This is a genomic window from Fluctibacter corallii (assembly GCF_025751585.1).
Classification (GTDB): Bacteria; Pseudomonadota; Gammaproteobacteria; order Enterobacterales; family Alteromonadaceae; genus Fluctibacter_A; species Fluctibacter_A corallii.
In genome coordinates this window covers 40,885-57,525 of record NZ_JAOWKX010000011.1, presented here as the reverse complement: position 1 = coordinate 57,525, position 16,641 = coordinate 40,885, and the positions used below count along the sequence as shown (strand labels likewise).

12 protein-coding genes are annotated in these 16,641 nt (G+C 45.1%); 6 read left to right on the top strand and 6 right to left on the bottom strand.

Going from position 1 to position 16,641, the window contains the following annotated elements; translation table 11 throughout:
• Positions 1–389: 389 nt before the first annotated feature.
• Positions 390–770, top strand: a complete 381-nt coding sequence (locus OE749_RS17305) for a hypothetical protein (protein ID WP_263713744.1) — start codon at positions 390–392, stop codon at positions 768–770.
• A gap of 196 nt (positions 771–966) precedes the next feature.
• On the opposite strand, the gene OE749_RS17300 is transcribed toward OE749_RS17305, so the two are convergent.
• From OE749_RS17300 to OE749_RS17285, 4 genes are all read right to left on the bottom strand, one after another.
• Entirely contained in the window at positions 967–2,070 is a 1,104-nt protein-coding gene (locus tag OE749_RS17300) for an adenylate/guanylate cyclase domain-containing protein (protein WP_404828203.1), read from the bottom strand.
• A gap of 112 nt (positions 2,071–2,182) precedes the next feature.
• A complete protein-coding gene (gene hemL / locus OE749_RS17295; protein WP_263713742.1) occupies positions 2,183–3,466 on the bottom strand; it encodes a glutamate-1-semialdehyde 2,1-aminomutase in 1,284 nt (427 codons plus the stop codon).
• 3 nt (positions 3,467–3,469) lie between these two features.
• Entirely contained in the window at positions 3,470–4,483 is a 1,014-nt protein-coding gene (locus OE749_RS17290; RefSeq protein ID WP_263713741.1) for an aspartate carbamoyltransferase, read from the bottom strand.
• 88 nt (positions 4,484–4,571) lie between these two features.
• On the bottom strand, positions 4,572–4,961 hold the full coding sequence (locus OE749_RS17285; RefSeq protein WP_263713740.1) for a hypothetical protein: 390 nt from the start codon (positions 4,959–4,961) through the stop codon (positions 4,572–4,574).
• A 199-nt stretch (positions 4,962–5,160) separates the two neighbouring features.
• Between OE749_RS17285 and OE749_RS17280 the strand changes: the two genes are divergently transcribed.
• The gene (locus OE749_RS17280; RefSeq protein ID WP_263713739.1) at positions 5,161–6,102 is read left to right on the top strand and encodes an MBL fold metallo-hydrolase; all 942 of its coding nucleotides are present in this window, start codon (positions 5,161–5,163) and stop codon (positions 6,100–6,102) included.
• A gap of 36 nt (positions 6,103–6,138) precedes the next feature.
• Here OE749_RS17280 and OE749_RS17275 read toward each other — a convergent pair whose 3' ends face one another.
• On the bottom strand, positions 6,139–6,798 hold the full coding sequence (locus OE749_RS17275) for a TetR/AcrR family transcriptional regulator (RefSeq protein ID WP_263713738.1): 660 nt from the start codon (positions 6,796–6,798) through the stop codon (positions 6,139–6,141).
• Positions 6,799–6,912: 114 nt separating this feature from the next.
• Here OE749_RS17275 and OE749_RS17270 point away from each other — a divergent pair, with 114 nt between their 5' ends.
• The 3 genes from OE749_RS17270 (at position 6,913) to OE749_RS17260 (ending at position 12,194) form a co-directional block, all read left to right on the top strand.
• The gene (locus OE749_RS17270; protein ID WP_263713737.1) at positions 6,913–8,082 is read left to right on the top strand and encodes an efflux RND transporter periplasmic adaptor subunit; all 1,170 of its coding nucleotides are present in this window, start codon (positions 6,913–6,915) and stop codon (positions 8,080–8,082) included.
• Positions 8,075–11,299, top strand: coding sequence for an efflux RND transporter permease subunit (locus OE749_RS17265; protein WP_263713736.1), 3,225 nt, complete (start codon positions 8,075–8,077; stop codon positions 11,297–11,299). Before OE749_RS17270 ends, OE749_RS17265 begins: the two co-directional genes overlap by 8 nt.
• A gap of 205 nt (positions 11,300–11,504) precedes the next feature.
• On the top strand, positions 11,505–12,194 hold the full coding sequence (locus OE749_RS17260) for a DUF2982 domain-containing protein (RefSeq protein WP_263713735.1): 690 nt from the start codon (positions 11,505–11,507) through the stop codon (positions 12,192–12,194).
• On the opposite strand, the gene OE749_RS17255 is transcribed toward OE749_RS17260, so the two are convergent.
• On the bottom strand, positions 12,148–15,309 hold the full coding sequence (locus tag OE749_RS17255; protein ID WP_263713734.1) for a hybrid sensor histidine kinase/response regulator: 3,162 nt from the start codon (positions 15,307–15,309) through the stop codon (positions 12,148–12,150). The two genes, OE749_RS17260 and OE749_RS17255, sit on opposite strands and share 47 nt — an antisense overlap.
• Before the next feature lie 143 nt (positions 15,310–15,452).
• Here OE749_RS17255 and OE749_RS17250 point away from each other — a divergent pair, with 143 nt between their 5' ends.
• Positions 15,453–16,568 (top strand): PQQ-dependent sugar dehydrogenase, encoded by a 1,116-nt coding sequence (locus OE749_RS17250; RefSeq protein WP_263713733.1) that lies wholly within the window; start codon positions 15,453–15,455, stop codon positions 16,566–16,568.
• Positions 16,569–16,641 lie beyond the last annotated feature (73 nt).

Genomic DNA, 16,641 nt, shown 5'->3' with positions numbered 1-16,641 from the left:
TTAGGCGCGGTATTTTTGCCCTTGATTTAGCTGCTAGCTTTCTTAACAGTTCTTATGCAACATCTACTTTTTAATTGCTTCGGACTGATATTAATGCTGAGTGTTCGTGGTGTCTTAATTGCAGGTAAAATAAAGGATGAGATAGGCTTGAAAAAAGCTTACCTCAACTGGATTATATAAATCAGAAGTAAGTAGCAACTACAAGCCATTATTCACTTGAACTCAAGACAGCAATGATGATTGAGCTATATCATAAATATTGTTTGAACCTGCGTTCAATGCTTGTAGTTGTATTGGTATGTACTGTAGCAATCTTTATTTTCGAATAGAAAACTAAAAAGAGAATAAAGAAAAGAGGTATTAAGCGTTATGTTTCACGAGAGTCTAGTATGAATTACAAATTATTAAATTACCTGATTGCAATCTTATTAATCGTATGTGGGGTATCAAATGTTTTTTTGCGAGATAGTGCAAGTTTCGCGATCCCTTTTATGCTTATAGCTGTGGCCCTTTATATTGGGTTAACGGCACTTTGTGATTATCGAGGCGGTGTTATGGGATACATTGGATGCTTTGCTTTGATCTTTTTGGGGACTGCTTTTGTTCATACACTGTCATACCCATCTGGCGCAGAATTTAGTTTCCTAAATATACGGAACACTGCAGTTTTTATTGTTGGAATGGTATTCATTTATCTTGGAATGGTTCGAAATAGAAAGTTGAAGAATAAAGAATCCATGCAACCGTCCAATGTTGCAGAGGCTGATTAAAGCGTTTATTTGATATTTCGTTACCTAGAAATGCCGAAGTTTTAAAATTCAAACCAAGAGAAACTGGAAAACTCTAGTTTAGAACTTTGTCGTATTAGGGGAAGTGGACAATGCCACCTCACCTTGCGCAAATTGTCACTGAAAATGAGAAGTCGCTCGCTAGCTCGCTCTGCTTATTTTGCCGTGAAAATTAGCACTACATCCTCAAGGCGCCGTCTTTGGTTTTTGGGGTGGGTTTGGTGAGCATGATGCGGCATTGTTCTATATGATGGAGTACCAAGGCGTCATTAGGGGCTTTTTCATGTGCAGCGGTGAAGACATCAAGTGCGTCTTGGAGGGCGTAGCGTTTTCGTAATGCAAGGCCGTGTTTGATGTCGTCAGCAATAAGCAGTTTTTGATCTCGTTCCTTTGCGGGAAGATGATCAAGGATTTCGTATATTTCAACCGCATTTTCTCTGCCTTTTACTTTTACCCACTCTAGCAGCCGATAGGAAAAGTGGCCGTTGGCCTTGGCGGTGTCTAATGCTTGGGCACTGACCACAATATCTGCATTAAATAAGGGGGCAAGCCCCTCTAATCGATAGGCAATATTGACACTGTCTCCAATGACAGTGGTGTCCATTCTATCGTCAGATCCCACTGTACCGATAATCACTGGGCCAAAATGCACGCCAATGCCCACATTGATTGGCGGATAGTTGCTGTTTTGACGGTGCTGGTTATACATTTTTAGCGCTGCGTGTAAGTCTATCGCGGCTTTTATTGCGTCTCTGGCTTTATCTTCGTTTGAGCCTTGAGGGTGATCGAATAACGCCATAATGGCATCGCCAATAAATTTATCAATAAAGCCGCCATTTTGGTGGATGGGATCATTCATCCGCAAAAAATAAGAATTCAAAAAGCGCATTAATTCTTGTGGTGTCATGCGCTCTGACAATGACGTAAACCCTCGAATGTCGCAAAACAGTATGGCCACATCATCTTCATCTGCACGCCCCAACTCGAGCGTGCTGCTGCCATGCTTGGCAAAGTGGTCGACAAATTGTTTAGGAACAAATTTCTGAAAGGTCTGATTCAGTCGTGTTGCTTCGTCGGCTTTGTCGATGAATCGATTTTTACTCGGTTCGGTCTGTATGGGATTTGGTTGTGCGGGAGGAGTAACGAAAGGCTTTAAGGCATCATTTTTTAACGGTGCTTTTAGCTTGCGTATATACCATATCAAGCCGATAACGAGCACTGTGTAGCCAGTTAAAATCACCAGAAGAAAAACAAACAGCGGCTGGCTAAACAGTTCAGATATCATCGTGTTAATTCAGGTTATTTCCGTCCACCTATGCTTGCTTATAACATGGCAGAAAAAGACGGCGCTAACAAGTACCCGATTGAGAAATACAATCAGGTACTTAAGTCAACTATACAAGTGTAGCCATCACCTTATCGACGATAGACAAGGTTTCTGTAATGACATCGTCGGTATGCGCAATCGAAACAAATCCAGCTTCGTATGACGCAGGTGCCAAATAAACACCTTGTTCCAGCATGCCGTGATAAAAGCGGTTAAACCGGTCTGTGTCACAATTAATCGCCTGTTGATAGTTCACGACTTTTTCTACATCTGTAAAAAAGAACCCAAACATACTGCCAGCATAATTCACGGTAAGTGGAATATCGTATTTATCAGCAATGGCTTTTATGCCCAATGCCAAACGCTCGGTATTACTCGACAATGTATCATACATATTCGCGTCTCGAATGGCAGTGAGTGCCGCCAGTCCTGCGGCCATGGCAACTGGATTTCCAGATAGTGTGCCTGCTTGATACACCGGGCCACTTGGCGCAATATGAGACATGATCTCGCGCTTACCGCCAAATGCGCCCACCGGCATGCCGCCGCCGATTACCTTGCCTAAGCAGGTTAAGTCAGGTTGAATGTTATAACGTGCTTGTGCGCCGCCTTGTGCAACGCGAAATCCTGTCATCACTTCATCAAAGATAAGCACCGCACCGTATTGGTCGCAAAGGGCACGTAAGCCCTCCAAAAATCCTTCTACAGGCGGAATGCAGTTCATATTTCCTGCTACCGGTTCAACGATAACACAGGCAATGTCATCACCATGCTCGTTAAAGGCGTCTTTTACTGAATCCAGGTTATTGTATTCTTGGGTTAAGGTATGTTTTGCGATGTCGTCAGGTACACCAGGAGAACTTGGCACGCCCAACGTTAATGCGCCTGATCCCGCTTTTACTAGCAATGAATCGGCATGACCGTGATAGCACCCTTCAAATTTTAATAACTTGTTTTTGCCCGTATAACCACGTGCCAAGCGGATGGCGCTCATGGTGGCTTCAGTGCCTGAATTCACCATACGAACCATCTCCATGGATGGCACCATATCGCTGACCATTTCTGCCATGATCACTTCGGCTTCGGTTGGTGCGCCAAAGCTAAGCCCTTTTTCTGCGGCAGCGACGACGGCTTGGCGAATGCCTGAGTGATTGTGTCCAAGTACCATCGGGCCCCATGACTGCACATAATCAATGTATTGTTTGCCATCGGCATCGAAGATATACGGGCCGTCTGCTCGCTCGATAAATGGAGGCGTTCCACCTACCGCTTTAAATGCACGAACTGGCGAGTTAACGCCACCAGGGATGTGCTGTTGAGCACGTTCAAATAATTGTTGAGATTTTTGCATAATTTACGCTTGATTCTTATTGCTGTACCACGTGACATCACGTTCATATTGACGCACTTTATCCGCGACGCCGAGCGTTAGAGCGAACAGTGCCATTCGTACAAGTACGCCATTGTCAGTTTGTCTGAAAATGGCGAGATTAGGGTGTTGGTTGAGGTCGTTATCAAGCTCATTTGCGTCGGCTCTGGAGTCGCGCGGTAATGGGTGCATGATGACGGTTTTTGATTGAAAGTGTTTGGTATAAATCGCCTGATTCAGACGAAATTTTCCACGATACTTATTGGCTTCTTCCTGACTAGGAAAGCGCTCTTCCTGAATGCGGGTTTGATAGCAAATATCAGCATCAACACTGCCATCTAGCTGGTCAGTGATGGTGATGCGGTGTCCTGCATTGTCTATGGTATCGAGAATATAGTCAGGCATGGCCAATTCGTTCGGTGCAATCAACGTAAACCGCACGTTGTTATACAAACTTAATAACTTTGATAGTGAGTGTACGGTTCGGCCATATTTCAGATCACCGATCATGGCAATATGAAGTCCATCAACAGACTCTCCGTGAGATTGACGTTCTTTGCTGATGGTATATAAATCTAACAACGCTTGGGTTGGATGTTCATTGGGGCCATCGCCACCGTTGATGACGGGAATGCGGCTGCCTTGCGCAAATTCTGCAACAGAGTTAGCGTCGGGATGACGCATTGCAATAACATCAGAATATCCACTCAATACGCGGGCTGTGTCATAAAGCGATTCGCCTTTTGCCAACGCAGAGCTGCTCATGCCTGTGGTTTCTCTCACTTCACCGCCTAATAAATTGAATGCCGTACCAAAACTAACTCGTGTACGTGTACTTGGCTCAAAAAAGAGGTTTCCTAAAATTGCGCCATCTAACACCGTTGTACGTTTGTCGCGGCGTGCATAAGGAACCATAAGATCGGCGGTGTTGAATACCGTTTGAATTGCCTCACGGTCGAATTGATTAACCGAAAGAATGTGATTGCCAGTGAATTTCATCAATATTCAGCATGTTGATTGCAGGTTGGAAAAGGATTTTAACAAAAGCGAAGCCGAAAGGGGATGAATAACGCAACGAAATTCGTAGTTAATTGGCTTGATTGACTACCGAAAGTGGAGCGAATTTTTGACAGGCATTCAACATTTGTAGATTGTATTGCGCAATATACTGGTTGATGACGCTGGCATCTCCGGTCACGACTTTTACACCGCACCGATCTTTTAAGGCTAATTGCTCATTGACTGTCAGTTGCAGCCCTGGAATCGTCTCGTCGTTTTGTGTCATCAAAAAAGCAAAGCGCTGATTACCTGCAGCCAAATTGGCGTCGGCGACAGGGTCGGCATAATGCATATCAACAAGGGAAAGCGGTGTAGTATTCGTGGGCATGATGGATGGGGGTGCTTCCTGTTTAGCAGAAAAAGCACCGCTGCACCCTGATACCAGTGCAACCGCTGAAACTATTCCTATCACTCTCACGAAGTACATACCTTTATTGTTTGCCCGAAAATGATCCCTATCGGCTTTAATTTAGCACACCTTCTTAACAGAACGCATCCTTTTCGCTCTTGAATCAGGGAATAAAAACGGAATCACATAAATGAGTCGAGATTGTCTGAAAAATGCACTAGGATAAGTTCAGGAATAGGTTAACTTGTTGAAAGTGCTGGAAAACACTATGTACACACGATTACTTCAATACACATTATTAATGTCGGTGGTTTTAGCTAGCTTTACTGCTCATGGGGCATGCAAAGCGCGAAACGTGGTATTGCAAGTATTAGGTTCAGGTGGGCCAGAGCTGAATGACGGACGTGCATCTACAGGTTACTTGCTGTGGCACGAGAACAGGGCCAAAGTGCTCATTGATGCTGGCTCAGGAACGAGTTTAGCATTCGGAAAAGCAAAGGCGAATGTGAATGATGTCGAGGCTATTTTGCTCAGTCATTTACATGTTGATCACGTTAACGATTTACCTGCCTATATTAAAGGAAGTTACTTTACTGGCCGAACGATGCCAATGCGTATCTTGGGGCCAGCGGGTAATGCATTGATGCCAGCCACATCTGTGTATATCTCTCGATTATTAGGAGAAAGCAGCACGTACCCTTACCTGAAAGAGTATATTCTTTCTGGCACAGACAGCGACTACAAAATTACAACCCAAGACATTGGACTGAATACACGAAATCCCGTGAGCTTTGCTATCAATGATGCAATAAAAGTACGGGGGATTGGCGTGGATCATGGGCCCGTTGCAGCGTTAGGGTGGCGCGTTGATATTGGCGCGTGCTCTATTAGCTTTTCTGGAGATACCACAAACAAAACAGATGGTTTTGCCAGATTAGCCAAAGGGAGTGACATTGTGGTGATGCACAATGCTATACCAGAAGAGGCGTCAAAAGAGGCTAAAGCCTTACACATGACACCCACTGAGATTGGCAGGCTAGCGCGAGATATCGGCACACCTCATATTGTTATTTCTCATCGCATGAATCGCACTAACGGGATAGAACTAGAAACCACTAAAGCCATTCGGCAGCATTATTCTGGCAGTATCAGTTTTGCAGAAGACATGAGTGTATTTCGTGTTGGACACATCGAAGCTGAAAAACTGTAAATTGGCGATTGCTGGGCTTAACATTTGTGTTCTCTGCTAAAGCGCTTGATGATCCAAAATGGCAAAAAACTGCGCGAGCGTGCGCGAAACATGTTCACTCTCATCTATTTCCGATAGGTCGCACGGCAAGCTCAGCATTTCCGTGAAATGAAAGTGCCCCTTTAGTAGGTTTAACAAGCATACCGCAGCGTGACGCGCCATATCTTCTGAGAGCGTAAAGTGGGGACTATGATAAAAATACTCTGTAAGCAAATTAATCTCAGAAACTGGGCCTGACTCATAAAAGATTTCTGCCACTCTCGGATTGCTCGCCCCCTCTGCTATCACGATGCGATGCATGGCAATGACTTGTTTGTCTCGAAGTAGTGATACAAAACGTGAACCAAACTCATGCAGCACCGCTTTAGGCTCGCGATTTGGGTCGAGTAACGCGGTTTTATCCAATTGGTATTCACCGCACTTCTGACTGATAACAGCCGCGAATAAGTCATCTTTGCTATTAAAGTGTGAATAGACCGTTTGCTTTGATACACCCGCCGTCGTGGCGACCATATCCATTGATGTTGAACTGACACCATTGGCTAGAAATAGATCGGTGGCAGCGTCTAAAATGCGTTTCCGCTTTTCGATACTTTTTGGGCGTCCTGCTTTATTTCCCGTAGGGTTTACATCGATTTGAGTGGTTTCTAAAGTCACGCGCAACAGCTACCTAAATGTTAAATTTTAATTACCAAACTAGACGGTCTAGTATTTATAGACTAGACTGCATTACATCTCAACATATCAAGACGTATTTAGCGAAAAATCCGTATGAACCTTTCATCCACGTCTGCAAAGACCGATTTTATAAAAATTTCGGCGGCTTTGCTTGTTCCATTTATTGGTTTGGTGGCGTTGCTGGTGTTTGCCGGTGATGCATCAAATGGCGACGACTTCAATCAAGCCAAATTACATCAAGTCAATGTTGTTCCGCTTGAGCAACAACAGGCCTACCAACAGCAACGTATCGTGTATGGCAATATAGAAGCGCGCCGAACTGCAGATTTGGGCTTTGAATTTGCGGGAAAGCTAGCGTCAATGAATGTGGATGAAGGGTACTATGTAAAAGCTGGCGACGTATTAGCCGAGCTTGATTCAAGTCGTTTGCAGGCGCAGCTTAATGCACAAAAAGCCGCCCAAAAACGTAATGATGCTAACGAAGCGTTGGCAGTTTCAACCCTTAAACGTGTAGAAGATTTAAGCCAGCGAAATTTAGATTCGAAACAGCGCTTAGATGAATCGCGGCAGCAACTCAAGTCGGTGCGTGCTACGCGTGAAGAGATAAACGCGAACATACAACGCCTGCAAGTGGAGCTTGAAAAGTCTCAAATACGTGCGCCTTTTGATGGCTATGTGGTTGCCCAATATAAAGACGCAGGTAGCGTAATATCGCCTAGTGCACCCATTATCACGCTTCGAGAGTTTGGTGAGCTTGAAGCTCGATTCGCCATGCCGATGCGTCATGCGCGAACGTTTTCGAACAAAAACAAACAGACAGTTCATTACCTCAACGTTGGAGAGAAACAGTACGCTGCGAAGCTGAAATCTGCGAGTCCGAATCGTAATCTACAGACCCGAACTGTTGATGTGATATTCACGCTAGACGAAGGGCAGGACACATTATTACCTGGTGATTTGATTGCATTGGCGATGCGAGAAGTGATTCAGGAAAAGGGGTTTTGGGTGCCAAAATCTGCACTCAATAGTGGTGTGCGCGGGCTTTGGACGCTGTACACCGTCGCCGATACACAAAAGCAGCAGGTAATCGCCAAATCGGTTGAGCTTCTGTACAGCGAAGACAACAAAGCCTTTGTAAGAGGCACATTTACCGATAATGAATTGGTGGTGGTGTCTGGCGTACACCGTCTGGTGCCGAACCAAATGGTCGTCGCAGTTATGCAAAATGCAGGCGTAATGGCTGCAAAGGGGCATTATGAGTAGTGAACAGAAGCGATTACCTTGGTACTCGGTATTTTTTAGAAGTGGGCACTTACTAGCACTATCTATTATTGTAATTTTAGTGGCCGGATATTCAGCCGTAACTAATCTGCCACGTCTTGAAGACCCACGTATTGACCTGCGCAATGTACTGGTTATCACGCCGTATCCCGGCGCGAACGCTGAACGGGTTGAAGCCTTAGTCAGCGATGTTATTGAAGATGAATTGCGTCAGCTGCATGAAATCAATGAAATACGCTCCACGTCTCGGGCGGGGATTTCAGTCATGACAGTAGAGCTACAGCCATGGGTATCGAATGATACTAACGAGCAAATATTTTCAAAAATTCGCGACCGTCTTGCCGACGCGTACCAGCAGTTTCCTCAAGGTGCAGGTGAACCCATTTTAGAAGATCAGCGGGGGGCAACTGCGTTTACTTTGCTGGTGGCTCTTTCACCGTCTGCGACTTTGGATGGAGCACCTGACAATGAGCAGGCTATGACCATCGTGTCGCGTATGGCGAGTGAGCTAGCAGACACGCTTCGAAATGTCAGTGGCACAGAATTAGTACGCACTTACGGCCATTTAGATGAAGAAATCACCGTCGAAGTGGATCCTTTCGAGCTTGCTTATTCAGGTATTACATTCGCGCAACTGAGTCAAAAAATTGCGGGCGCAGATCCTAAATTACCTGCTGGTGTACTGCGTGATGAAACACAAAATAAGCGCCTACAAATTGCCACCGCGCTAGATAGTGTGCAAGTTGTTAGACAAATCCCAATTGCTGACACCGGAACGGGTGGCTTTTTGAAGTTAGGGGATATTGCATCCGTATCACGTCAGTGGCGTAATCCACCGCAAGATATTGCCTTTGTGAACGGTGAGCGCGTGGTGTTTGTGGCTGCGCGGATGCAAACCACCGTGCGTGTTGATGTTTGGACTGAGCGTGCGAAAGCAGCATTAGCGACGTTTAATCAGCGTCATAATGGTACAGTAGAAGCCAGTATTGTTTTTGAGCAAAATGTGTACACCGAAGCGCGTTTGACTGAGCTCACTCAGAATTTATTGCTGGGTTGTTTGGTGGTGATGGCAGTAATTTTCCTATTTATGGGATGGCGCTCGTCATGGATCGTGGGTTTAGCCTTGCCCTTGTGTGCGGCGTTTGCAGTCTTTTCGCTTGGCTTTTTTGACGAACAAATCCATCAAATGTCGATATTCGGTATTATCATCGCTATTGGGCTGTTGATTGATAACGCCATTGTGATTACCGATGAGATTCGACAGCACTTGCTAGATGCGAACTGCACTCGCATTGATGCATTGGTAAAGAGCCTTAAACATTTATTTTCGCCGCTATTGGCTTCAACCTTAACCACCATTCTCGGATTCATGCCGATTTTTCTGTTATCGGGAAATATCGGAGACTTTATTGGTTCTATTGCGATATCTGTTGTCATGGCGTTAATTGGGTCGTTGTTTATCTCATTAACGATTATTGCTGCTCTTGCAGCACGATACTTACCAAGAGGGCAAGAGGCTGTATCGCAGGAACAACAGCTTACGGGGCATTGGTGGCAAGAAGGGATACGCTTTTCTCCTTTGACTACGTGGTATAAAACAAGGCTGACTGCAGCTGTCGAGAAGCCTTGGCTACCCGTTGCGGCGGTAGTGGTGTTTTCTCTCGGAGGCTTTGTATTGGCTGGCCAGCTAGGTAATGTTTTCTTCCCAAGCGCAGACCGCGACCAGTTTGAAGTGTATGTTTGGACGCCAGAAGGCACGTCTATTCATGCCACCCGAAAAGAGGTCGAGGCGGTGAATCAGTTTGTTCAGAGCGAATCGGGTGTAGAGCAAGTTACATGGTTGGTGGGAGGTTCGACACCCTCGGTGTATTACAATCAGGTGATGACGCGAGACAATACCCCACATTTTGCTCAAGCGGTGATATCAACAGAGAGTGTAGCGCGTGCCAAAGCGTTAATCCCAGCGCTTCAACACAAATTAGACGACCACTTTCCGCAGTTAAAAGTAGTGGTAAGAGCGTTTGGGCAAGGCCCACCAATATCTGCGCCGATTGGTGTTAAAATATTTGGTCCAGATATCGAGGTGTTGAATCGCTTGGGGGAGGAAGTGCGCCGACATATGGGGGCACAACCTGGCGTGATTAATACAACGGCAACGGTATCATTTGGTGAGCCAGAAATACGCCTAGACGTACATCGTGATGTAAGCGCATTGGCTGGGCTGTCATTGGCAGATATTGCGGCGCAATTACAAGGCGCATTAGATGGGCGCGTTGGAGGCAGTATATTAGAGGGAACCGAAGAAATTCCCGTGCGTATTCGTGTGCCCGAAGCACAGCGTAGCGATATGAATTCGTTGTCTGCCATGCCTTTGCATGCTTATGCAAATAGGCCGATTCCACACTCAGATGCGCCCGCCCTGACAGTAGGCGCGCTTGGCGACCTTTACATAGAACCCAGCGTTAGCAGTATTACCCGCCTCGACGGAGAGCGTGTCAATATCGTGGAAGGGTTTCTGATGCCCGGCGTTACAGCGGTAGATGTGAGCAATCGCCTTCAGACATTGCTTCGCTCTGATGCGTTTGCCTTGCCTGATGGTTACCGATTGCAGATGGCAGGTGACGCTGATGAACAGCAAGAGGCGTTAGGGCTTTTAGCTGCATATGCTCCCGTATTGTTGGTGTTGATGGTAACCACCTTAATTATCACTTTCTCAAGTGTACGATTGGCATTGGTGATTGCATCCGTCGCGATATTGTCTGTGGGAATGGGCATGTTTAGTTTGTGGTTATCGGGATTACCGATTGGGTTTAATCCACTGTTAGGCTCAGCAGGGCTAATTGGCGTGGCGATTAACGGATCAATTGTGGTCATTGCCGCTATCAAGGCAAATCCAAATGCACGGCAAGGTAACGCTGACGCCATTGTGTCAGAAACCATGAGTTGCAGCAGACACATTTTGTCGACTACCTTCACGACGGTGGGCGGATTTATTCCGTTGCTGCTGTTCAGTGAAGGAACATTCTGGCCACCTTTGGCTGTTGTGCTAGCGGGTGGCGTCGGCTTTTCTGTCTTGCTCTCGCTGGTGTTTACACCATTAGTCGTTGGGCATTTAGCGAGAAAAGGCAAGCTCAGAGGAGCATCAGCTTCTTCTGAATCAACCACACTTGGAGCGGTGACAGCCACCCATTTGCAGTAGCTTGAGGTTTTGCTGCAACGTCGTACAATGAAGTTATGAACAATTTCATGGGTAGCGGCGTAAAAAATGCAATTCTCCGATAAGCGTTCTGACAAATCGCGAGATCGCACTTTGTTCGCTCGCTGGTGGAATACGCAGTGTCAGCGTTGTAAGCAATGGCGACTAATCTTGCTGTGGGCGTTAATTATGTTTGTGGTGTATTTTTATGTCTGGTAGTGATGATGCATTAATGATTCGGCCTGAAGCCAAGAAAAACGGAATCACCTGCTTAGCGATTGGCTGTGCTGGCGGCGGTTTCTCATTGCTGTTATTTGCAATTTTACCGACTGCAATTAACTTGTCTGCCATATTTCTATTAAGTGCGTCTATCGTTGCAATATTGATTGGCTGGTTTAAGCTGCGTGAACCCGAGCACAGCATGGTGATTTCAAGGCAAGATATTGCGTATTATCACCGAGTAGGTAAGTGGTCGTTGACGTGGAAGAACATTATTCGCATTGACACGCCGAGGGTGTCTCACGGTATTGATTTGAGAGAGCTCGATTTGATAGGCATCAAAATTAATGAGTATGCGCCCTTTTTAGATTCGATTAGTCCTCGTTTGGCATCGCATTTATTAATGGAGCAGCGCGCCTTATTGCTACAAAATGATAATTGCAAGACAGGCCAATTCTACAGCGAATCGTTGATTGAAAATGACACCTTTAAATTTGCTGATGGGCGTGTGATTACTGGAATCAAAGCCATGTTTGCTAATAGAATGCGTAACTTACGAGAGCGCTTAGGTTACGATATTTTTATTTCTAGTGCTGAACTTGATCGCAGCAAAGATGAATTTGTGTCTTTGCTTAGGCAGTGCCAAAATCAGGTGCGTTTACATCACCAAGATCATTAAGTTGCTTCTCGATAGCCGACACCACCAGTTCTCCTTCGCTAAGCAACACAGAAATACGCTCTGCCAGTTTATGAGTGGTGTTTTTCTTCAGTTTGCTTTCAATTTCGTCGCATAGCGATTGCAATTTAGGTACGCCCGTGTAGCAACAGGCACCATGTAGCTTATGGACAAGGTTTTGTGTCGCAGTCAGATCGTGGGTTTTCCAACTACTTTCAATTTGTAGCAAAATAGCAGGCAATTGCTCGTTAAATGCCATAAGCATATCTTTGGCTGCGTCTTTGTTGTGATTGGCACGGGTAACCGCGAGATCCCAATCTAAACTAGGCACAGAAATCGGTTCACTAATCAGCGAGCCACACCAACGCTTAATCAACACGATTAATTCATTTAAATCTAACGGTTTAGGCAAATAATCATCCATACCTGATGACAACAAACGCTCTTGTTCTTCTTTAAATGCGTGTGCGGTAACGGCAATGATGGGGGTACCAATATTTAACTCTGTATGGCGAATTGCTTGCGCTGCTTGTAAACCATCCATATTGGGCATTTGCACGTCCATCAATATGAGATCGAACTCTTCTTTTTGACAAAGGGAGACGGCATCTTCGCCTGAATAGGCCAGTGTGAGTTCAAGCGGAGACGGCTTCAACCATGTTTTCAATAATCGAAGGTTCATTTCCATATCATCTACGGCCAATACGCGCGCTCTTGGTAAAGATTGCAAATTATCTTGCAGTTGGCTGTGCCCGGATTCTGTCGGGGCGGCAGACAAATTATCTAGTTTGGCTGGTGTTAATGGTAAGCGAATCCGCCCATTTACCCTAGACTCCAAATGCATAGAGCGAAAGACGGGCTCTGCGCCAGAGAAGAGTAAAACAATATTGTTTACAGGAAAATGTGCGGCCAACTCCATCGTATCTTGGCGCTTGCTTGCGTACGCATGAGGAAGTGTTAAAAACAATGTATCGAAGCGCTGATTGGCGTCATGCTGAGACACGGTTAGGAAGTCCATCCGTTCTGCACTGGTAACGCGACAGCCAAGTAAAGTTAGCATTCTAGAAGAGGCTCGTCGAGTAAATGGATTAGGGTCAATCAGTAAAACAGGCTTGCGTCGCCAGTTTTCGCTCGTGGTTAAGGCTGTGTTTGCATTTAACAGATTCAGGCGCAACGAAATGATAAAGCAACTGCCTTCACCGGGTGTACTTTTAAGGTTTATGGTGCCTCTCATTAGTTTGACGAGTTGCTGACATATCACCAATCCCAATCCCGTCCCTTGGTAGGAACGACTCAGCGCATCATCTACTTGCGAGAAAGCACTGAATAGCTTTTTTCGGTCGGTATCGCTAATACCGATGCCCGTATCTTCTACGTTAAATGTGAGTTCGTACATGCCATGTTCAAGACTTTTACCTCTAACACGTAAGCTAATATATCCTGTTGGTGTGAACTTTAATGCATTGCTCAGTAGGTTGTTGAGGATCTGCTTAATCCTCATCACATCACCAATTAGTTTATTCGGCAGCGGATCTAAATCTAAAACAAATTCAAGATTTTTCTGGTGTGCCGACTTTGACATCACACTCACCATTTCTTCTACAAGCTGATTGGGAGAGAAGGGGTTATTGTTAATTTGCAATTTACCCGCTTCAATTTTTGAAACGTCGAGTACATCGTTAACGATACCGAGTAAGCTGTCTGCGGCTGCATTAATAATACGTATTTGTTCTTGCTTTTCTTCGCTTAGAGATAACTGAGTGAGCTCTTTACTAAAGCCTAAAATCGCATTGAGCGGTGTGCGAATTTCATGGCTCATATTTGCCAAAAATTGCGATTTAATATGACTCGCCTTTATTGCATCTTTGCGGGCAATATCTAGCCGAACATTTTGTTCTTCAATAAACTCCATATTGTTTCGAAGATCATCGGTAGCCTGCTGGATCTCTCTTTCAAGCTCACTGTGAGTTTTGTCTACCAATGCCACAGAGAACAAGCACGCTTGCAAGAACACACTGAATTGGAAGCAGTAGGTGGTGAAAAAATTGCTGGGCAACACACCAATCAAATTCATGATACCAATTAACGCTCCAGCACCTAGCAAACTCCAAGCAAGAATAAAGTAGCGCGATGAATAAAAGTGATTTAAATAACTTTCAAATCCAGCTAATAAGTAGCTTGATGTTGCCAATATTGCGACAACAAATACTAATCCATTTTGCCAAAGAGGCGGGATTAAATTGAAAATCGAACAGGCACCAAGTACCGCCAGTGCGGCTAAACAGGTTTCAATAATCGGAGCAAGGCGAGGGGATGTGTCCCGAATATCTAGAAAAATATAGGTGAAGATACCTGACGTAAATGCAATTAATACATACACCAAATCGATATGCTGACCAAGCCATACCGTAAAAGAGACAGGAAACATCATTTGCAGATGTCCACCCCAGCTGAATTGCCAAATCACAACGGAAAGAACAAACACCACATAGGCAAGCATGCTCTTCTCTTTTTTGCTGGGATAAAGAATCAAGCTGTAAATTGCGAGAATGATCAGGCCGCCGTAAAACAGTCCCCAAATTAACGTATCGTAGAATGACGTGCGTGTATGGACTGTCTTTGATTGTATTTCCATCGGCGCGATGATGTTGCTTGCATTCGTCTCAAGCCTGACAAATAGATCGAGTTGAGTGGCAAAGGGCAACGTCGCTTCAAGGGTAGGGAAGCGGAACTGTTGGCTTGGGCGTAACTTTCCTTCACTGGATTGAGCAAGTAGATCGTCACCAGACATTAAGTAAAAATCCACTTTATCAAGCTGAGAGTAACTTAAATCAACTACCCAATAGTCGGTGTCGGTCACGTTGCTGAAGGTCGCGTGCAACCACACGCCGCTGTCATGAAAACCGTAATTTGCTGAATCGGATACTACGCGCTTAAATTCATCTGTACGCTTTACGATTTGTTGTAGCGATAGTTCGCGCCCGTCTTCTCTGTACATGGTCACATGACTGGAAAGCCGGATCACTTCTTCGCTATCGATAAGTTGAACTGAAGGTTGAGCAAGGGCTGACGTGCAACTTGCTAACAACGTAAAAATAAACAGAAACCAGTTCAACATAGTAAATACATTTTATAATCGTTAAATTGCATTAAAACATTGCTTAATAAGCTATGGCAATTGATTACGATGGGTTAAAGTGTCATGACGAAATAAAATCGTGTCACGATAACCACAATCTACACTAAAAACAGGATCATACCATGATTAAGTCTTTGACAGTGGCCTTATCTGTTGCCGTTGCAGCGCCTTCATTCGCAGTATCTGTTGAGTCGCTTACGGTGCCTGAGGGCTTTTCTATTTCCGTTTATGCTGAAAATGTTAAAAATGCTCGTCAAATGGCACTCGGTAAAAATGGTGTGGTGTATGTGGGCAGTCGCGGGGCAGGCTTGCTGCATGCTGTGGTAGACAAAGACGGCGATTTTAAAGCGGACGAGGTCATTCAACTGGCAGACAAATTAAATATGCCATCGGGCGTAACCTATAAAGACGGTGATTTGTATGTTTCTGAAGTGAGTAAAATTCACAAGTTCACCAATATTGATCAAACTTACTCGTCAGCGCCCAAATCGGAAGTCGTTATTGATGGTTTACCAACAGAAAAGCATCACGGCTGGAAGAACATTGATTTTGGCCCAGACGGTTGGTTGTATGTGCCAGTTGGCGCACCGTGTAATATTTGCGACCCGAACCATGACAAAGAATTTAATAATCCTGATTACGCCACCATTTTGCGCTTTGACTTAAACACAGGGAAAAAAGAAATTGCAGCCAAAGGCGTGCGTAACAGTGTCGGGTTTGATTGGCATCCTGATACACAACGCCTGTGGTTTAGCGACAATGGTCGCGATTGGATGGGCGATAACTTGCCTCCGTGCGAACTTAATGAAGTCAGTAAATTGGGTGAGCATTTTGGCTATCCGTACTATCACGGTGGCTATGTGCAAGATCCTGAGTTTGGCGTAAATAAGAAAGCCGCAGACTATACATTGCCTGCGTATAATTTGCTGGCTCATGTCGCGCCATTAGGCATTCATTTTTATGATGGAGCAATGTTTCCAAAAGAATATCAGGGCAGACTACTGGTGGCTGAGCATGGGTCATGGAATCGCACCACTAAATCGGGTTACCGCGTGATGATGGCCACGATACAAGACGGTAAAGTTACCCAATATCAGCCCTTTATAGACGGGTTTTTAGATAGCAAAAACGATAGCGTTATCGGCCGTCCTGTCGCTTTTTTGCCGTTACCTGACGGCAGCTTGCTGGTATCTGATGATTTCGCTGATGTCATTTATAGGGTAACCTATGAGCAGTAATGGTTCTATATACAGAACATGTCGATGCGCCCTTGGCACTTTAGTAAAAACAATAACAATGACTTCTTATCTA